This window comes from Kaistella jeonii (assembly GCF_000812865.1).
GTDB classification, from domain to species: domain Bacteria; phylum Bacteroidota; class Bacteroidia; order Flavobacteriales; family Weeksellaceae; genus Kaistella; species Kaistella jeonii.
Genome location: NZ_JSYL01000001.1, coordinates 296,521 through 310,130, shown reverse-complemented (window position 1 = coordinate 310,130; position 13,610 = coordinate 296,521). Strand labels below are relative to the sequence as shown.

The window sequence follows — 13,610 nt, the reverse complement described above, 5'->3', positions numbered from 1 at the left end:
ATTTTCTAAATATTTTTCTCATTAAATTGTACCCATCACATACATTTCACCCATTGTTGGAGTAGGGTTTCCACCTTCCTTTTCAAGAGTTATTGCGAAAGCTTTTGCATTAGTTACCGATTTCATTTCCTGAATGGTAGAAGCTTTATTCGCACTATACATTCCCATGTCTACAGGTTTCCCGTCAACAATCGCCCAAAGTTGATATTGTTTACCACTTGGCGCTTCAGGTAAGTTTTTTATTTCCAGGAAAACCTTTTTAGAAGTGTGCCAATAAACATCGGCCAGCATATTTGGATGATTAGCAACTCCTTTAAGTTCTATCTTAACAGAGTTTTGCATCATCGAATTCATTTCCTCTAAATTGGTAACTTTCGTTGCAAGAACGGTATTATTCTGAGCAATTTGCTCGAGTTCTGTGTTTTTCGAATTCACTTCGTATCCCAAAAATCCTAACCCAAAAAGAGCAGCAACTGAAGCGACCTTCATCCAGGTTGGAATCTGATAACTTGTTTTTTGCTCAACACGCTTTGTCTGAAGCGGAATTATTTTTCCACTCATTTCTTTAGGCGCTGAAAAATCTAAGTTTTTCAGTAATTCCAATTTAACGTGAGCTGGTGGAGTGATTGCGGTTTTTGTCGCAAATTCTTCTAAAATTTGTTGGTATTCCAATACGGCAGTTTTAACTTCTGGATTATTGGCTATCACGCATTCTAGAATCGAGGATTCTTCCTGAGAACAATTTCCCAAAACGTAATCTTCTATAACTCCTGATGATATGTAATTTTTAATATCCACTATTATTTAAGTAAAAAAAATAAAATAACAAATTGAAAATCTCTTAAAACTGTTTTTAATTCTAGTAAAGCTGCTCTTGTTCTTGTTTTTACGGTTCCTAAAGGAATCCCGAGTTGTTCTGCAATTTCCTCCTGCGTAAAACCTCCAAAATAAGCTTTGTTGATCAAAATACTGTAGTCCGACCTCAATGTGTTCACTAATTTCTCTACTTCCTGGAACTCATGTTTCTGTTCCGTAGAGAGTGACTTATTATCATCTACGAAATCTGGAATGCTTTGGTTTTGCAAATCGTTCTGAAATGATTTAGATTTCAGTCGGTCGATTGCAGAATTTCGAGCAATATTAAGCATCCAAGTATAAAGCGTGCCTTTATTTTGGTCGAACGAAGTTATGGAATTCCATATTTTCACAAAAGTATCTTGTAAAACTTCATTAGCTTCCTCTTCATATTTTACTATACGAAAAATCACCCCATAGAATGCAGGTGAGTAATTATCATATAAATAATTGAATCCCTTTTCATCCCTACTCAAGAGTAAGGAAACAAGTTGATCTGTGTTTAAAGATTCTTTTTTCATGAAGTTGGAAGGGCAAATATAAAAGTATTTAATCAAAAACAAAACCAATTTATAGTTATAGTCGTAAATTATTTTTAAAAGTCAGATTTTATGAAAGATATTATAAAATTTTCAACGATAGTATTATTGGGGACAAGTCTTCTCAGTAGCGCTTTCGGAGAGAAAATGCAAGTCGTAAATGGAAAGAATATTATAAATCCATATTATTCCCGAACAGATACAAAAATTTTAAAAATTCCAAATTCAACGTGGAAAAAGGTTTTAAGCTCTGATTTATATTCGGTTGCAAGATTGGGTGATACGGAAGCTGCTTTTACCGGAAAGTATAATGAGTTTGACAGCAAAGGAACTTATTATTGTGCAGTTTGTGGAAATGCGCTTTTCCGCTCAGATGCGAAATTTGCCAGTACGTGCGGTTGGCCAAGTTTTTATGAACCAATCCGTCCGAAATCGGTTATCTACAAAAAAGATGAATCTTTCAGTATGGTAAGAACTGAAGTACGATGTGGAAGATGTGATGCGCACTTAGGTCACGTTTTCGATGATGGTCCTAAACCTACCAAAAAAAGATTCTGTATGAATTCTATCGCTTTGGAATTTGAACCGTTAAAAATTTCACAAAATTAAATCCAAAAGAAAATCGACGTCGTAAATTATAGCAACATTAAATTATACAATAACATTAAATTTTTTATTATGAAATTCTTGAAAATCACAACAGCTGCTTTAGCACTAACAATGACTTTAGCAATCGGAAACACAGCCAACGCACAAAAGATGGCAAAACAAGAAAAAACAGTAATGGTAGGTGGAGCACAAATGTACCCTTCTAAAAATATTGTTGAAAACGCAATGAATTCTAAAGACCATACCACTTTGGTTGCCGCAGTAAAAGCAGCAGGTTTAGTAGGAACTTTAGAAAGCAAAGGACCATTTACGGTTTTCGCTCCGACCAATGAAGCATTTGCAAAATTACCTGCAGGAACTGTAGAAACATTATTAATGCCGGAAAACAAAGAAATGCTCAATAAAATTCTTACTTATCACGTCGTACCGGGAAAGATTTCGTCTAAAGATTTGATGACTTGGATCAAGAAAAACGGCGGAAAATACATGGCAAAAACAGTTCAGGGTGAAGAATTAACTTTCTGGATGAAAGGAATGAACATGTATGTAAAAGATGCAAAAGGGAACTCTGCGAAAATTACAATTGCAGATGTTAATCAGTCAAATGGCGTAATCCACGTAATCGATACGGTTTTAATGCCATAGTTTCATAGTTTTATTTTTAATGGAGTCACCTGAATTTCGGTTTAGGTGGCTTTGTTATTTCAAAGAGCATTAGAATATTCTTTACTTTTTCTTATCTTTATCTCAAATTAAATAAAATATGAAAAAATTACTTCTCACTGCTTTTCTAGCGGTTTCTGTGACAGCTTACTCACAGTGGTCAACTCCCGCACCAAGTCCAAAACAAATGATAGAGCAACAATTTTCTCTTTCTAAAATAACAGTTGAGTATGGAAGACCAGGCGTTAAAGGCCGAAAAATATTCGGAGATCTCGTTCCTTTTAGTAAAGTTTGGCGAGCTGGAGCAAATGCAGCAACAAAAATAACTTTCGGTCAAAATGTTAATTTTGGAGGAAAAATGGTCATGGCAGGATCTTACAGTTTATTTGTAATTCCAATGGAAAAAGAATGGAAAATTATTTTGAATTCGAACGCGGATCAATGGGGAGCCTATTCTTATGACGAAAAATTAAATATTGCTGATGTAACAGTTCTCGTTCAAAAATTAAGCGACAAACAGGAATATTTCGAAATTTCCTTGCAACCTGTTGATGATCATACGACCAATTTAGCAATGAAATGGGACATGACTCAAGTGTTGGTTCCAGTTAAAGAAGCTAAACCTGAAACCGTTCTAAAAATCATTGAAAAATTAAACGACATCAAGCAGATTGAAAAAGATGCAGCTGCTAAAAAATAATATAAAGTGAACTTCGGTTCACTTTTTTTGTGTAAAATAAGGAAGTATTATTTGGGCGTCTTCATCCGTCTTCCACTCCCGCTTTTTTTCTTATCATCTTCGGCTCCGCTCAGATAACAATAAAAAAGAGCTCCGTTCAAGTCGGGACGCAAGAGTTGTATTTCTAATTAAGTTTGGTTTTGAATATCTAAATTCAATTGTCTTTCCACAGTCTGAAAACATCCGACATCCAACTTCCAGAATCCATCATAAAAAAAATACTTGTCAATTTTTCGGTTGCGCTCTTATTGGTGTTAAGGTAAATTTGCTTTAAATTTACAACATGGAACTTTCAACCGACATCATGTATCAAGCTTCATTCAGCAAAAACCAAGATTTCGAAGGTGTTTTCTGGATGGGCGTGAAAACCACCGGAATTTTTTGCAGACCAACTTGTACGGCTCGAAAACCCAAACCCGAAAATGTAGAATTTTTTCAAAATACAAAAGATGCTATTTTAAAAGGTTATCGTCCGTGTAAAGTTTGTAAACCTTTAGAAAACCCAGATGAAACTCCAGAATATATTCAGAAGATTTTAAAAGAATTGCGGGAAGATCCTTCCTTAAAATTTAAAGATATAGATTTAGAAGAACGTGGATTAGAACCTGCAACGATCAGAAGATGGTTTCAGAAAAATCACGGAATGACATTTCATGCTTTTCAAAGAATGTTTCGGTTAAACACGGCGTTCAAAAAAATACAGCAAGGTGATAATATTATGGAAACAGCTTACGACAGCGGTTTCGAAAGTTTGAGTGGGTTTAATGAAAGTTTCAAAACCATATTTGGCGTTTCTCCGAAAAATTCAAAAACTCAAAAAATCATCGATTTAAAAAGAATTGAAACGCCCATCGGAACAATGTATGCCGCTGCAGTTGAAGAAGGAATTTGCATGCTCGAATTCACTGATCGGAAAATGTTGGAAACCGAGTTCAAAGATTTAGCAAAATCCCTAAATGCAACCATCGTTCAAGGTGAAAATCCACATTTCAAAATGTTAGAAAAAGAACTTGCAGAATATTTTGAAGGAAACAGAACATCATTCACCATTCCACTTTCACCTGTAGGAACAGAATTTCAAAAAAGTGTCTGGAAAATTTTACTAAAAATTCCTTATGGTGAAACCTGGAATTACAAAAAACAATCCGAAGTTTTAGGCGATGTTAAGAAAGTTCGCGCCGTCGCAAATGCAAATGGAATGAATAAAATTTCGATCATTATTCCTTGTCATCGCGTAATCGGCAGCAACGGAACTTTAACCGGTTATGGTGGCGGAATCTGGCGCAAACAAAAATTATTGGAATTGGAAAAAGCGATTCTTTTCTAAACAACTTAGATTTTCAAGACAATAAAAAATGTAAACGTATGAATCCCGACGATTTAAAAAATATTGCCGCGCTTTGGTTCAAAGCATTCAACGAACACCATTTAGAAAATCTACTGGAATTGTATGATGACAATGCAGAACATTTCAGTCCAAAATTAAAATTTCGCGAACCTCAAACGAAAGGTTTAATTAAGGGAAAAGAGGCGCTGAGGAAATGGTGGAAAGACTGTTTCGAAAGATTGCCCAGTTTACAATATTCAGTCAATAAATTAACTACCGATTCCGATCAGGTTTTTATGGAATATACCCGAAAAGTGGAGGGAGAAGAAGATATGCAGATCGGCGAGGTCCTTGAAATAAAGAATGGTAAAATCGTTTTCTCCAGAGTTTACCACGGATAACTTTCAGAAAATATTATTACGTAAACTAAAACTAATTTTTATCTTTGAAAAAATTAACGCTATGAATTTCTCAATACAACCGACTCTGGAAAACGAATATGTCGATTTAGTACCTTTAGAAAAACATGATTTCGAAGAGCTGTTTGATGTGGCTTCAGATCCTGAAGTTTGGGCAATGCATCCGAATAAAGAAAGATACAAGAGAGAAGTTTTTGAAAACTTTTTTACGGGAGCACTTGAAAGTAAAGGTGCTTTCTTGATCATCGATAAACGTACGGAGGAAGTTTTAGGCTGTACCAGATTTTATGATTTTAATGAAGATGATAAAAGTATTTTTATAGGATATACTTTTTATGGAACAAAATCGTGGGGAAAAAATATCAACGCGGGAGTAAAAGAAATGATGTTGGATTATATTTTTCAGTTCGTCGATAAAGTTATTTTTCACGTCGGGAAAGATAATATTCGTTCTATAAAAGCCATGAATAAACTGGGTGCAGAAAATTTAGGTGAAGAAGAAGTTGCTTATTTTGGAGAAGATTCAAAAACTAATACTGTTTTCCAAATTAAAAAGGAAGACTGGAAATTGAAACAAAATTTGCATTAAATTCTCTTTAATTAAATATCTAAAGATGATTATAAAAGGAACAAATGTGCAGTGGAAATGGGGAAGTGGAACTGCAAAGGGAAAAGTGATCGAAACATTTACTGAAGAAGTTCATAAGACCATCAAAGGTTCAAAAATTACGCGAAAAGGAGAGAAAGACAATAAGGCACTTCTCATCGAGCAGGAAGATGGCGCCAAAGTTTTAAAACTGGAAAGTGAAGTTACAAAAGCCTGATCAATGGTAACGGATTCGGATCGAATAAAAAAGCTTCATCTCGAATTTTCGGAAGATCGCGGTCTGGATAAAACTTATTGTCCGTCGGAAGTTGCACGGGAACTATTTCCGGATGATTGGCGAGAAAAAATGGATTTGGTTAGAAAAGTTGCCGATGAATTATTGATCGAAGGTAAATTAATCGTCCTGCAAAAAGGTCTTGAAAAAAAAAATTACCCTCAAAATTGACAGGACCAATTCGTTTGCGAAAAAAGTAAATCTCTTTAACTCAATCAATCTTTTAATTTTTGAATGAGATTGATCGCTCTCGTCCATTTCTTATAAACTTGAATGGGTTTTGGATAAGCCGGAATATCAAATTCCCAAGGAATTAAAGTTTCAATATCATTTTTATCTCCTAATTCTGGGATCCATTTTCTGATGTAATCCTGCGCTCTATATTTATTGGATTGATGAACAGGATTTGTGTAATAAATTTCAAAAGCCTGCATATGCCAGTTCATCCAGTTTGAAGTCACGTCGTAATCGATCAACTTACTTTCAAAATACGCTGCTCCCCAAGTCCAGTCGATGTTTAAGTCAACTACAAAATAACTTGCACAATTTACACGGCCTCGATTGCTCATGTAACCTGTTTCATTAAATTGTCTCATGTGTGCGTCTATGAAAGGAATTCCCGTCATTCCATCACACCATTTTTTAAATTTTTCCGGATCGTTTTCAAAAGGAATTTCTTTGTCTTTATAACCTTTTGTTTTAAAAATCTCGTTCCCAAATTTCATTCCTTTAAAAGTAAAATAATCCCGCCAAACCAGTTCGAAGATGAGCCACCACGTACTTTGATTTTTTGTCACCATTTGTTCATATTCTTTCACGGTCTCATAAATTTCGCGCGGAGAAATACAGCCTAAAGCCAGATAGGGCGAAAATTTTGAGCTGTAATCCAAACCTTCCGAGCGGTTTCTTGTCCAGCGATAACGGGTTAAAAGTTCTGATTTAAAGGTGTAATATTGAAGTCTTTCCAAAGCCAAAGTTTCTCCACCTTCTAAAAATGGATCTGCATGATCATATTCTTTTTTTGTAAAACTATACTTCTTATAAGAAGGAAATTTTGAGCTTTTTGTATTTTTACAACTATTTAAATTTTCTGGGCTTTTAAAGGTTTTCCGTGGTTCAGATTCTTTACCCGCCGGAATTCGATAAGCTTTGCTCGTCAAGGGAATATCTGTAATTCCAAAAGGGATATCATTTTTGTGATACAGTGTTTTTCCCCAGTAAAAATGGTAGTTGAGTGCGGGTAATATTTTCTGAACTTCCGAAATGAGATTTAGTTCTTCACTACAATATTCTTCTTCTGCGTAAAGATCTGTGATCTCAAATTCTTCAATTAATTCAGGTAAAGTTTTCAAGGCTGATTCTTCCCCGATCAAAAGATGACCACCAATTTTTTCTAAATTTTCCTGCAAATTCAGGACAGACTGTTCGAGAAATTTAAAACGGTTAATGTCTGCTTTTCGAAAACCTAAATCCAGTTTTGCAAATAATTGTTCTTCTACACAAAAGCAAAAAACCAATTCCTCACACTCAATTATTGCATGATGAAGCGCTTCGTTATCGTGAAGGCGCAAATCATTTTTAAACCAAACCAAACCTCTCTTCATTGAAAATACAATTAATAACTAAACAAGAATTTTTTTACACATTTTTTAAAATTACGGATGAGTCAATCAATTTTTATGCTATTTCCATACAAAAAAACTTTAATTTAGAAATTCATCTGAAGCGTCAAAAAATAAATGCTTTTATGTATGTTTGTAAAAACATACTTTATGGATTTTCTCAACCCTCTAACTTTAGTTTCGGTTATTTTACTCATCATCATCTTGCGGAAGATCAATTCTTCGCGATCTATCTCTGAAATTAATTTAAAAAAATTAGAAGATAAGCTGGATCGCCTTCAAAAAAAGATCGAGGAATTAACAGTTTCGGGCGTAAATTCAACAAACGTTTCGACGGAATCTCCAGAACAAGAACTCACCAAAGCACCAGAAATTATTGTGCGAACAGTTCCTTTGCATGAAGAAAAAATAATTGAAGAGGAAATCGTAGAACCGGAAACTGAATTTGACTCAGAAATTCCTTTGACAGAAGAGGAGTTTGAGTTCGAAAATCCGGAAGAGACAAGAATCGTTGCGTTTTCAAATGATCCGGTTTCCATTCCAGTTTCCAATAAGATTCAGGAACCTAAAATTCCGAAAAAATCCTGGTTAGAGAAATTCAAAGAAGAAAATCCAGATATTGAGAAATTTATCGGGGAAAATTTAATTAACAAGATCGGTATTTTAATTCTGGTTTTAGGAATTAGTTTCTTCGTTAAATATGCCATCGACAAAAACTGGATCAATGAACCGGCGCGAGTTGGGATCGGTGTTTTAGCCGGAGCTTTGGTGATGGGAATTGCGCATCGATTGAAGGCGAATTATAAAGCGTTCAGTTCTGTTTTTGTCGCGGGAGCTTTTGCCATTTTCTATTTTACGATTGCCATTGCTTTCCAGGAATATCATTTGTTCAGTCAATCTGTTGCCTTTGTAATAATGATCATTATTACAATTTTAAGTTCCTTTATTTCTGTCTCCTACAATCGACAGGAATTGGGCGTGCTTTCACTCATAGCTGGATTTGCCGTACCGTGGATGGTAAGTACAGGGGAAGGGAATTATATGGTTTTGCTCACTTACATCGCAATTTTAAATATTGGAATGCTGATTATTTCCTACTATAAAAAGTGGAATATCGTAACCATTTTAGCATTTGTCTTCACCTGCCTTCTTTTCTCAATCTGGTGGAATCATGCGATCAATTTACCAAATGTACCGCATCGTGGATCCCTGTTTTTTGCCACTTTATTCTATTTAATATTCAGCGTTGCAACTGTTCTTAATAATTTACGAAGTTCCGGGACATTTTCAAAAATTCAGTATTTTCTCATCGTTGCCAATACTTTCTTTTTCTTCGGAATGGGATTAGCCATTATTACGGACTGGAATGTTCCTTTCAAAGGTTTATTCACCGTTGTTCTGGGTGTTTATAATTTGGTTTTTGCGAGCATTCTTTACAAGCGCTTTGGCCTCAACAGAAATGCGGTTTATTTGCTTTTAGGTTTAACATTGACTTTCGCTACACTTACGATTCCGATTCAGTTTAAAGGAAATTATATCACTTTATTCTGGGCTTGTGAAGCGGCACTCTTATTTTGGTTGGCTCAGAAATCTAAAATCGAAGTTTTCAAATGGAGCGCTGTGATTGTTCAGGCCTTAATGTTAGTGAGTTTGATGATGGATTGGGAACAGTCTTACTCGGTCTTTAAAGATTCCGGAGAGATCATTCGACCAGTCTTTATCACAGGAATTGTGGCTGTAATTTCTCTAATTTATACCTCTTATTTAATGAGAAATGAAAGTGAGAAAAAGACCTTTTATGGGATCACCTTCGATCCTAAATTTTACGGGATGATCGCTTTCAGTTTATCGATAATAGTCGGCTATTTTACCGGGATTTTTGAAACAGTTTACCAGGCGAAATTATATAATGAAAGTTCTGCGACCGTGATTTCTTACGGCGCCGCTTTCCACTTTACATTTTCCGCTGTATTGATTTACTTCACTTTTAAAGGGAAATCGCATTTCTTAAAACAGGGTGTAACAGTTCTTGGGATTGTAAATCTATTGATTCTCATGTTTGCTTTCATGAATTTGCCGACTGCCGATCTACACGATGGACCTTTAAAAATGTCGAAAAATATTTCCGCTTATTTACTGCATTTCGTTTTGTTAGCAAGCGTAATTTTCAGTTTGTATGTCATCATCAAAAACAGTTTAATTACTCCGGTTTTAGGTCTTTTGAAATTGAAATGGGCACTCTGGATTTTTGTCATTGTGGGAGTTACAATTTTGAGTCAGGAAATGATTGTTCAGGTAATGTTTTATAACAGCGCCAATATCATTCCAGATACGATTGCTTCGATCTCTGAAATGAATGTGAGTTCAGAAGCCTATAATTCGATGACTGAGAAATATTTCACCGGAATATATAATTTAGAAACTCAAATTGTAAAAGTTGGATTCCCGGTTTTATGGGGAATAATTTCCTTTGGTTTACTCATTGTCGGGATAAAACGGGGTTGGAAACAATTGCGCATTATCGCTTTGGTTTTATTGGGAGTTACGGTTGTTAAACTGTTCACTTATGACATTAATGATGCCTCTGAAACCGGTAAAATTATCGCATTTATTCTTTTGGGGGTTTTAATTTTAATTATTTCTTTTGTGTACCAAAAATTGAAAAAATTAGTATCGGATGAACCGAAAATTGTTGAAGAAGAAAAAGAAGATGAAAGTATTTAAAGTTTTATTTTTAATGATTGCAGCATGGAGTAGTGCGCAGAATTTTACGGGGACTTTACAACCCGTAGAAAAAGATGGTCTGACTCAAATTATTGTTCAACCAGAATTACTTTCCGCTTTGCAAAACAACTGGGATCATTTTCGGATTTTAGATTCTAAAAAAAATGAAGTTCCCTATGTTTTAAATCCAAACCTGAGTTCAAATAAGAAAAGTGTTGTTGAAAATCTGAAAATTGTTGCCGTAAATACGCTTCCAAATATTTCTACTTCTGTCATTATCTCTAATGAAAATGCCGTCAAAATTGATCAACTGAATTTGACCATTGCAAATACGAATGTTGGAAAAATTTATTCTATTTCCGGAAGCAACGATCAAAATCAATGGTATGGTCTGGTTTACAATGAAAGTTTAAATGACCTTGAGAGCGCTACCAATACTGAGGTTTTAAAGAATTTTCGTTTTCCTTTAAATAATTACAAATTTCTAAAATTTGAATTCGTGGATAAGAAATCCCTTCCCATTCAGGTTTTAGCAGCTTCTTTAAAAAGTGATCAGGCGACGCAGGAAGTTCCATTAATTCAATTAAAAAATTTCAAGCAAACTGTCTCGCAAAATAAAACAGATAAAACCACAAGAATTGATATCGCTTTCAATTCAAAGCAAGTCATAAACGGTTTGAAATTTACGATCTCAGCGCCTCAGTTTTATTTAAGAGATGCCGCGATTTTGGTGAACAGGACCAAAGTTGTAAAACGCGAGGAAAAGAATTATTTGGAATCGCTCGTTGATTTTCAATTAAATTCGAAAGCGCCAAATCAGTTTAAGTTTGGAGAGATCTTTGAAAAAAACTTAAGTATTATTATTCAAAATGAAGATAATTTACCTTTACAAATATCTGATATTCAGTTTTTCCAAGAACCGGTTCTTCTTATTTCAGAATTGAAAGCGGGTGAAAAATACAATATTGTCATCGACTCCACACTCTTGCGACCGAGATACGATTTATCCAATTTTGAGGAAAATGTGCAGTCTCAGCTTCAGCAAACAGAAATTAGTAATTTGAGTAAAGTGACAGCCATAAATCATAATAAAAATGAAAATGTATTCTGGAGAACACCTTTGTTCATGTGGCTTTGCATCGGATTAGCTTTGCTGGTGATCGGTTATTTTTCTATGGGACTTTTAAAAGATCTAGGGAAGAATGACTAATTTATTTTCCGGTGCAATCCTGAAATAATTCCGCACCATAGTAAAAGACAAAAAGCCAGGCAATTCCTTTCACCGTAAAAAAGATTACGCCGCCAATTCCTACGCGCTTAAACCACTTTTTAAATTTCTGGTTTTTATCTTCTGGCTGTAAATTTTCCATGGAGAACTTTTCCCAAAATTAATACTATTATTTAGACCTTTAAAATTTAGATGTCAAAATAATTGATACTGATCTCATTAAAGAAAATCATGCTATTCATCGTATTTGCGATATTGTATTCTAAATTCCAAAATCCTTTTAAATTCAATAAAACCCTGTTAAAATTTTTCTGATTTCAGCAATTGTAGTATCTTTAAGGACAATTCAAAATAAAATTATGTCCCAAACAAATCAGGATTTTGGAATCGAAAAATCCCTTTCTAATTTAGGTATTCAACAAGAAAATTTAGGAGTTTCAACCGGTGGAAAATACTTTGCCAATGGTGATTTACTTGAAAGTTTCTCTCCAACAGATGGCAAGTTAATAGGAAAAGTTACTACAGCGAGTTCTGCTGATTACGACAAGGTTATTGAAACTGCAAAAAAAGCTTATTTAGAATTTCGTCAAATTCCCGCACCGAAAAGGGGAGAATTGGTTCGTCAGTTTGGTTTAAAATTAAGAGAATATAAAGATGACTTAGGAAAACTCGTTTCTTATGAGATGGGAAAATCTTTGCAGGAAGGTTTGGGTGAAGTTCAGGAAATGATCGATATCTGCGATTTTGCAGTTGGATTATCCCGTCAACTTCATGGTTACACGATGCATTCCGAAAGACCTGGACACAGAATGTATGAACAATATCATCCGCTAGGAATTATAGGAATTATTTCTGCCTTTAATTTCCCGGTTGCAGTTTGGTCCTGGAATACAGCGCTTGCTTGGATCTGTGGAAATGTTACCATCTGGAAGCCTTCTGAAAAAGCACCACTTTGTGGAATCGCCTGTCAAAATATTATCATCGAAGTTTTAAAAGAAAATAATCTTCCCGAAGGAATCTCAACCATGATCGTAGGCGATCACAAAATTGGGGAGAAAATGGTAAATGATAAAAATGTTGCCCTAATTTCTTTTACAGGTTCTACGAGAGTTGGAAGAATTGTAGGAACAAATGTGGCGCAAAGATTCGGCAAATCAATATTAGAATTGGGTGGAAATAACGCGATTATTTTTACAGAAAATGCAGATTTGAATATGTCGATTATCGGAGCAGTCTTTGGCGCAGTAGGAACTGCAGGACAAAGATGTACTTCTACCAGAAGATTAATTATTCACGAATCTATTTTTGATGATGTAAAAAACCGTTTGGTAAAAGCTTACGGACAAATAAAAATCGGGAATCCTTTAGACGAAAATAATCACGTCGGACCATTGATCGATAAACAAGCGGTTCAGCAATATCTTGATTCTATTGAAAAATGTAAAAAAGAAGGTGGAAATTTTGTCGTTGAAGGCGGCGTTTTGGAAGGTGATGATTTTTCTTCCGGATGTTACGTAAAACCATGTATCGCTGAAGTACAGAATTCTTACGAAATCGTACAGCACGAAACATTTGCACCGATCCTTTATATCATGAAATATAAAACTCTGGAAGAAGCGATCGCAATGCAGAACGATGTTCCTCAAGGTCTAAGTTCCGCGATTATGACGACAGATATGCGACAAGCAGAATTGTTTTTGTCTCAAAATGGTTCCGATTGTGGAATTGCCAATGTGAATATTGGAACTTCAGGTGCAGAAATCGGTGGTGCTTTTGGTGGCGAAAAGGAAACTGGCGGCGGAAGAGAATCCGGTTCTGATGTTTGGAAATATTACATGAGAAGACAAACTAATACCATAAATTATACAGACAGTTTGCCTTTAGCACAGGGAATTAAGTTTGATTTGTAAAATAATAAAAGTAATTTGGGCAGACAATTCCGCCCTCCGTTCCCGCTTTTTTTATTTTTTTCTCAGAAAAAAAATAAAAAAGAGCTCCACTCAG

At 35.0% G+C, this 13,610-nt stretch carries 15 protein-coding genes; 11 read left to right on the top strand and 4 right to left on the bottom strand.

Translation table 11 applies throughout. The features are described from left to right. Nucleotides 1–21 precede the first annotated feature (21 nt). Nucleotides 22–798 carry an anti-sigma factor gene (locus tag OA86_RS01350; RefSeq protein WP_039347628.1) on the bottom strand — a complete coding sequence of 259 codons (777 nt, stop codon included), beginning with the start codon at nucleotides 796–798 and terminating at the stop codon, nucleotides 22–24. Between the two features lie 2 nt (nucleotides 799–800). Beyond that, nucleotides 801–1,376, bottom strand: a complete 576-nt coding sequence (locus OA86_RS01345) for an RNA polymerase sigma factor (RefSeq protein ID WP_039347626.1) — start codon at nucleotides 1,374–1,376, stop codon at nucleotides 801–803. A gap of 90 nt (nucleotides 1,377–1,466) precedes the next feature. Between OA86_RS01345 and msrB the strand changes: the two genes are divergently transcribed. The 8 genes from msrB to OA86_RS01305 all read left to right on the top strand — a co-directional run bounded on the left by msrB (nucleotide 1,467) and on the right by OA86_RS01305 (nucleotide 6,203). Beyond that, nucleotides 1,467–2,003, top strand: coding sequence for a peptide-methionine (R)-S-oxide reductase MsrB (msrB, locus tag OA86_RS01340; protein ID WP_039347622.1), 537 nt, complete (start codon nucleotides 1,467–1,469; stop codon nucleotides 2,001–2,003). Between the two features lie 69 nt (nucleotides 2,004–2,072). After that, nucleotides 2,073–2,648: a fasciclin domain-containing protein gene (locus OA86_RS01335; RefSeq protein WP_177187102.1), complete on the top strand. Its 576-nt coding sequence runs from the start codon at nucleotides 2,073–2,075 to the stop codon at nucleotides 2,646–2,648. Between the two features lie 118 nt (nucleotides 2,649–2,766). Continuing rightward, nucleotides 2,767–3,366: a DUF2911 domain-containing protein gene (locus OA86_RS01330; protein ID WP_039347619.1), complete on the top strand. Its 600-nt coding sequence runs from the start codon at nucleotides 2,767–2,769 to the stop codon at nucleotides 3,364–3,366. Nucleotides 3,367–3,688: 322 nt separating this feature from the next. Next, nucleotides 3,689–4,732 (top strand): bifunctional transcriptional activator/DNA repair enzyme AdaA, encoded by a 1,044-nt coding sequence (locus OA86_RS16090; RefSeq protein WP_039347616.1) that lies wholly within the window; start codon nucleotides 3,689–3,691, stop codon nucleotides 4,730–4,732. A gap of 38 nt (nucleotides 4,733–4,770) precedes the next feature. Then, a complete protein-coding gene (locus OA86_RS01320; protein ID WP_039347613.1) occupies nucleotides 4,771–5,133 on the top strand; it encodes a nuclear transport factor 2 family protein in 363 nt (120 codons plus the stop codon). A 61-nt stretch (nucleotides 5,134–5,194) separates the two neighbouring features. Further along, nucleotides 5,195–5,740, top strand: coding sequence for a GNAT family N-acetyltransferase (locus OA86_RS01315; protein WP_039347610.1), 546 nt, complete (start codon nucleotides 5,195–5,197; stop codon nucleotides 5,738–5,740). Nucleotides 5,741–5,765: 25 nt separating this feature from the next. Continuing rightward, nucleotides 5,766–5,975, top strand: coding sequence for a hypervirulence associated TUDOR domain-containing protein (locus tag OA86_RS01310; protein WP_039347607.1), 210 nt, complete (start codon nucleotides 5,766–5,768; stop codon nucleotides 5,973–5,975). A gap of 3 nt (nucleotides 5,976–5,978) precedes the next feature. After that, nucleotides 5,979–6,203: a DUF3253 domain-containing protein gene (locus OA86_RS01305; RefSeq protein ID WP_074781358.1), complete on the top strand. Its 225-nt coding sequence runs from the start codon at nucleotides 5,979–5,981 to the stop codon at nucleotides 6,201–6,203. A gap of 44 nt (nucleotides 6,204–6,247) precedes the next feature. On the opposite strand, the gene OA86_RS01300 is transcribed toward OA86_RS01305, so the two are convergent. Next, nucleotides 6,248–7,636 carry a DASH family cryptochrome gene (locus OA86_RS01300; RefSeq protein WP_039347604.1) on the bottom strand — a complete coding sequence of 463 codons (1,389 nt, stop codon included), beginning with the start codon at nucleotides 7,634–7,636 and terminating at the stop codon, nucleotides 6,248–6,250. Nucleotides 7,637–7,804: 168 nt separating this feature from the next. On the opposite strand from OA86_RS01300, the gene OA86_RS01295 reads away from it, so the two are divergent. After that, the gene (locus tag OA86_RS01295; RefSeq protein ID WP_039347601.1) at nucleotides 7,805–10,378 is read left to right on the top strand and encodes a DUF2339 domain-containing protein; all 2,574 of its coding nucleotides are present in this window, start codon (nucleotides 7,805–7,807) and stop codon (nucleotides 10,376–10,378) included. After that, nucleotides 10,332–11,588 carry a hypothetical protein gene (locus tag OA86_RS01290; RefSeq protein ID WP_039347598.1) on the top strand — a complete coding sequence of 419 codons (1,257 nt, stop codon included), beginning with the start codon at nucleotides 10,332–10,334 and terminating at the stop codon, nucleotides 11,586–11,588. The genes OA86_RS01295 and OA86_RS01290 overlap by 47 nt, the downstream gene beginning before the upstream one ends. Before the next feature lies 1 nt (nucleotide 11,589). On the opposite strand, the gene OA86_RS15765 is transcribed toward OA86_RS01290, so the two are convergent. After that, nucleotides 11,590–11,748, bottom strand: a complete 159-nt coding sequence (locus OA86_RS15765) for a hypothetical protein (RefSeq protein ID WP_169743932.1) — start codon at nucleotides 11,746–11,748, stop codon at nucleotides 11,590–11,592. A gap of 217 nt (nucleotides 11,749–11,965) precedes the next feature. Between OA86_RS15765 and amaB the strand changes: the two genes are divergently transcribed. Next, complete coding sequence (amaB, locus tag OA86_RS01285) at nucleotides 11,966–13,516, top strand: L-piperidine-6-carboxylate dehydrogenase (protein WP_039347595.1); 1,551 nt, start codon at nucleotides 11,966–11,968, stop codon at nucleotides 13,514–13,516. The last annotated feature ends 94 nt before the right edge of the window (nucleotides 13,517–13,610 follow it).

Bases quoted from the DNA above. Each gene is read 5' to 3' on its own strand.
- OA86_RS01345 (WP_039347626.1), bottom strand. From the start codon at position 1,376: ATGAAAAAAGAATCTTTAAACACAGATCAACTTGTTTCCTTACTCTTG.
- msrB (WP_039347622.1), top strand. From the start codon at position 1,467: ATGAAAGATATTATAAAATTTTCAACGATAGTATTATTGGGGACAAGT.
- OA86_RS01335 (WP_177187102.1), top strand. From the start codon at position 2,073: ATGAAATTCTTGAAAATCACAACAGCTGCTTTAGCACTAACAATGACT.
- OA86_RS01330 (WP_039347619.1), top strand. From the start codon at position 2,767: ATGAAAAAATTACTTCTCACTGCTTTTCTAGCGGTTTCTGTGACAGCT.
- OA86_RS16090 (WP_039347616.1), top strand. From the start codon at position 3,689: ATGGAACTTTCAACCGACATCATGTATCAAGCTTCATTCAGCAAAAAC.
- OA86_RS01320 (WP_039347613.1), top strand. From the start codon at position 4,771: ATGAATCCCGACGATTTAAAAAATATTGCCGCGCTTTGGTTCAAAGCA.
- OA86_RS01315 (WP_039347610.1), top strand. From the start codon at position 5,195: ATGAATTTCTCAATACAACCGACTCTGGAAAACGAATATGTCGATTTA.
- OA86_RS01310 (WP_039347607.1), top strand. From the start codon at position 5,766: ATGATTATAAAAGGAACAAATGTGCAGTGGAAATGGGGAAGTGGAACT.
- OA86_RS01305 (WP_074781358.1), top strand. From the start codon at position 5,979: ATGGTAACGGATTCGGATCGAATAAAAAAGCTTCATCTCGAATTTTCG.
- OA86_RS01300 (WP_039347604.1), bottom strand. From the start codon at position 7,636: ATGAAGAGAGGTTTGGTTTGGTTTAAAAATGATTTGCGCCTTCACGAT.
- OA86_RS01295 (WP_039347601.1), top strand. From the start codon at position 7,805: ATGGATTTTCTCAACCCTCTAACTTTAGTTTCGGTTATTTTACTCATC.
- OA86_RS01290 (WP_039347598.1), top strand. From the start codon at position 10,332: ATGAACCGAAAATTGTTGAAGAAGAAAAAGAAGATGAAAGTATTTAAA.
- OA86_RS15765 (WP_169743932.1), bottom strand. From the start codon at position 11,748: ATGGAAAATTTACAGCCAGAAGATAAAAACCAGAAATTTAAAAAGTGG.
- amaB (WP_039347595.1), top strand. From the start codon at position 11,966: ATGTCCCAAACAAATCAGGATTTTGGAATCGAAAAATCCCTTTCTAAT.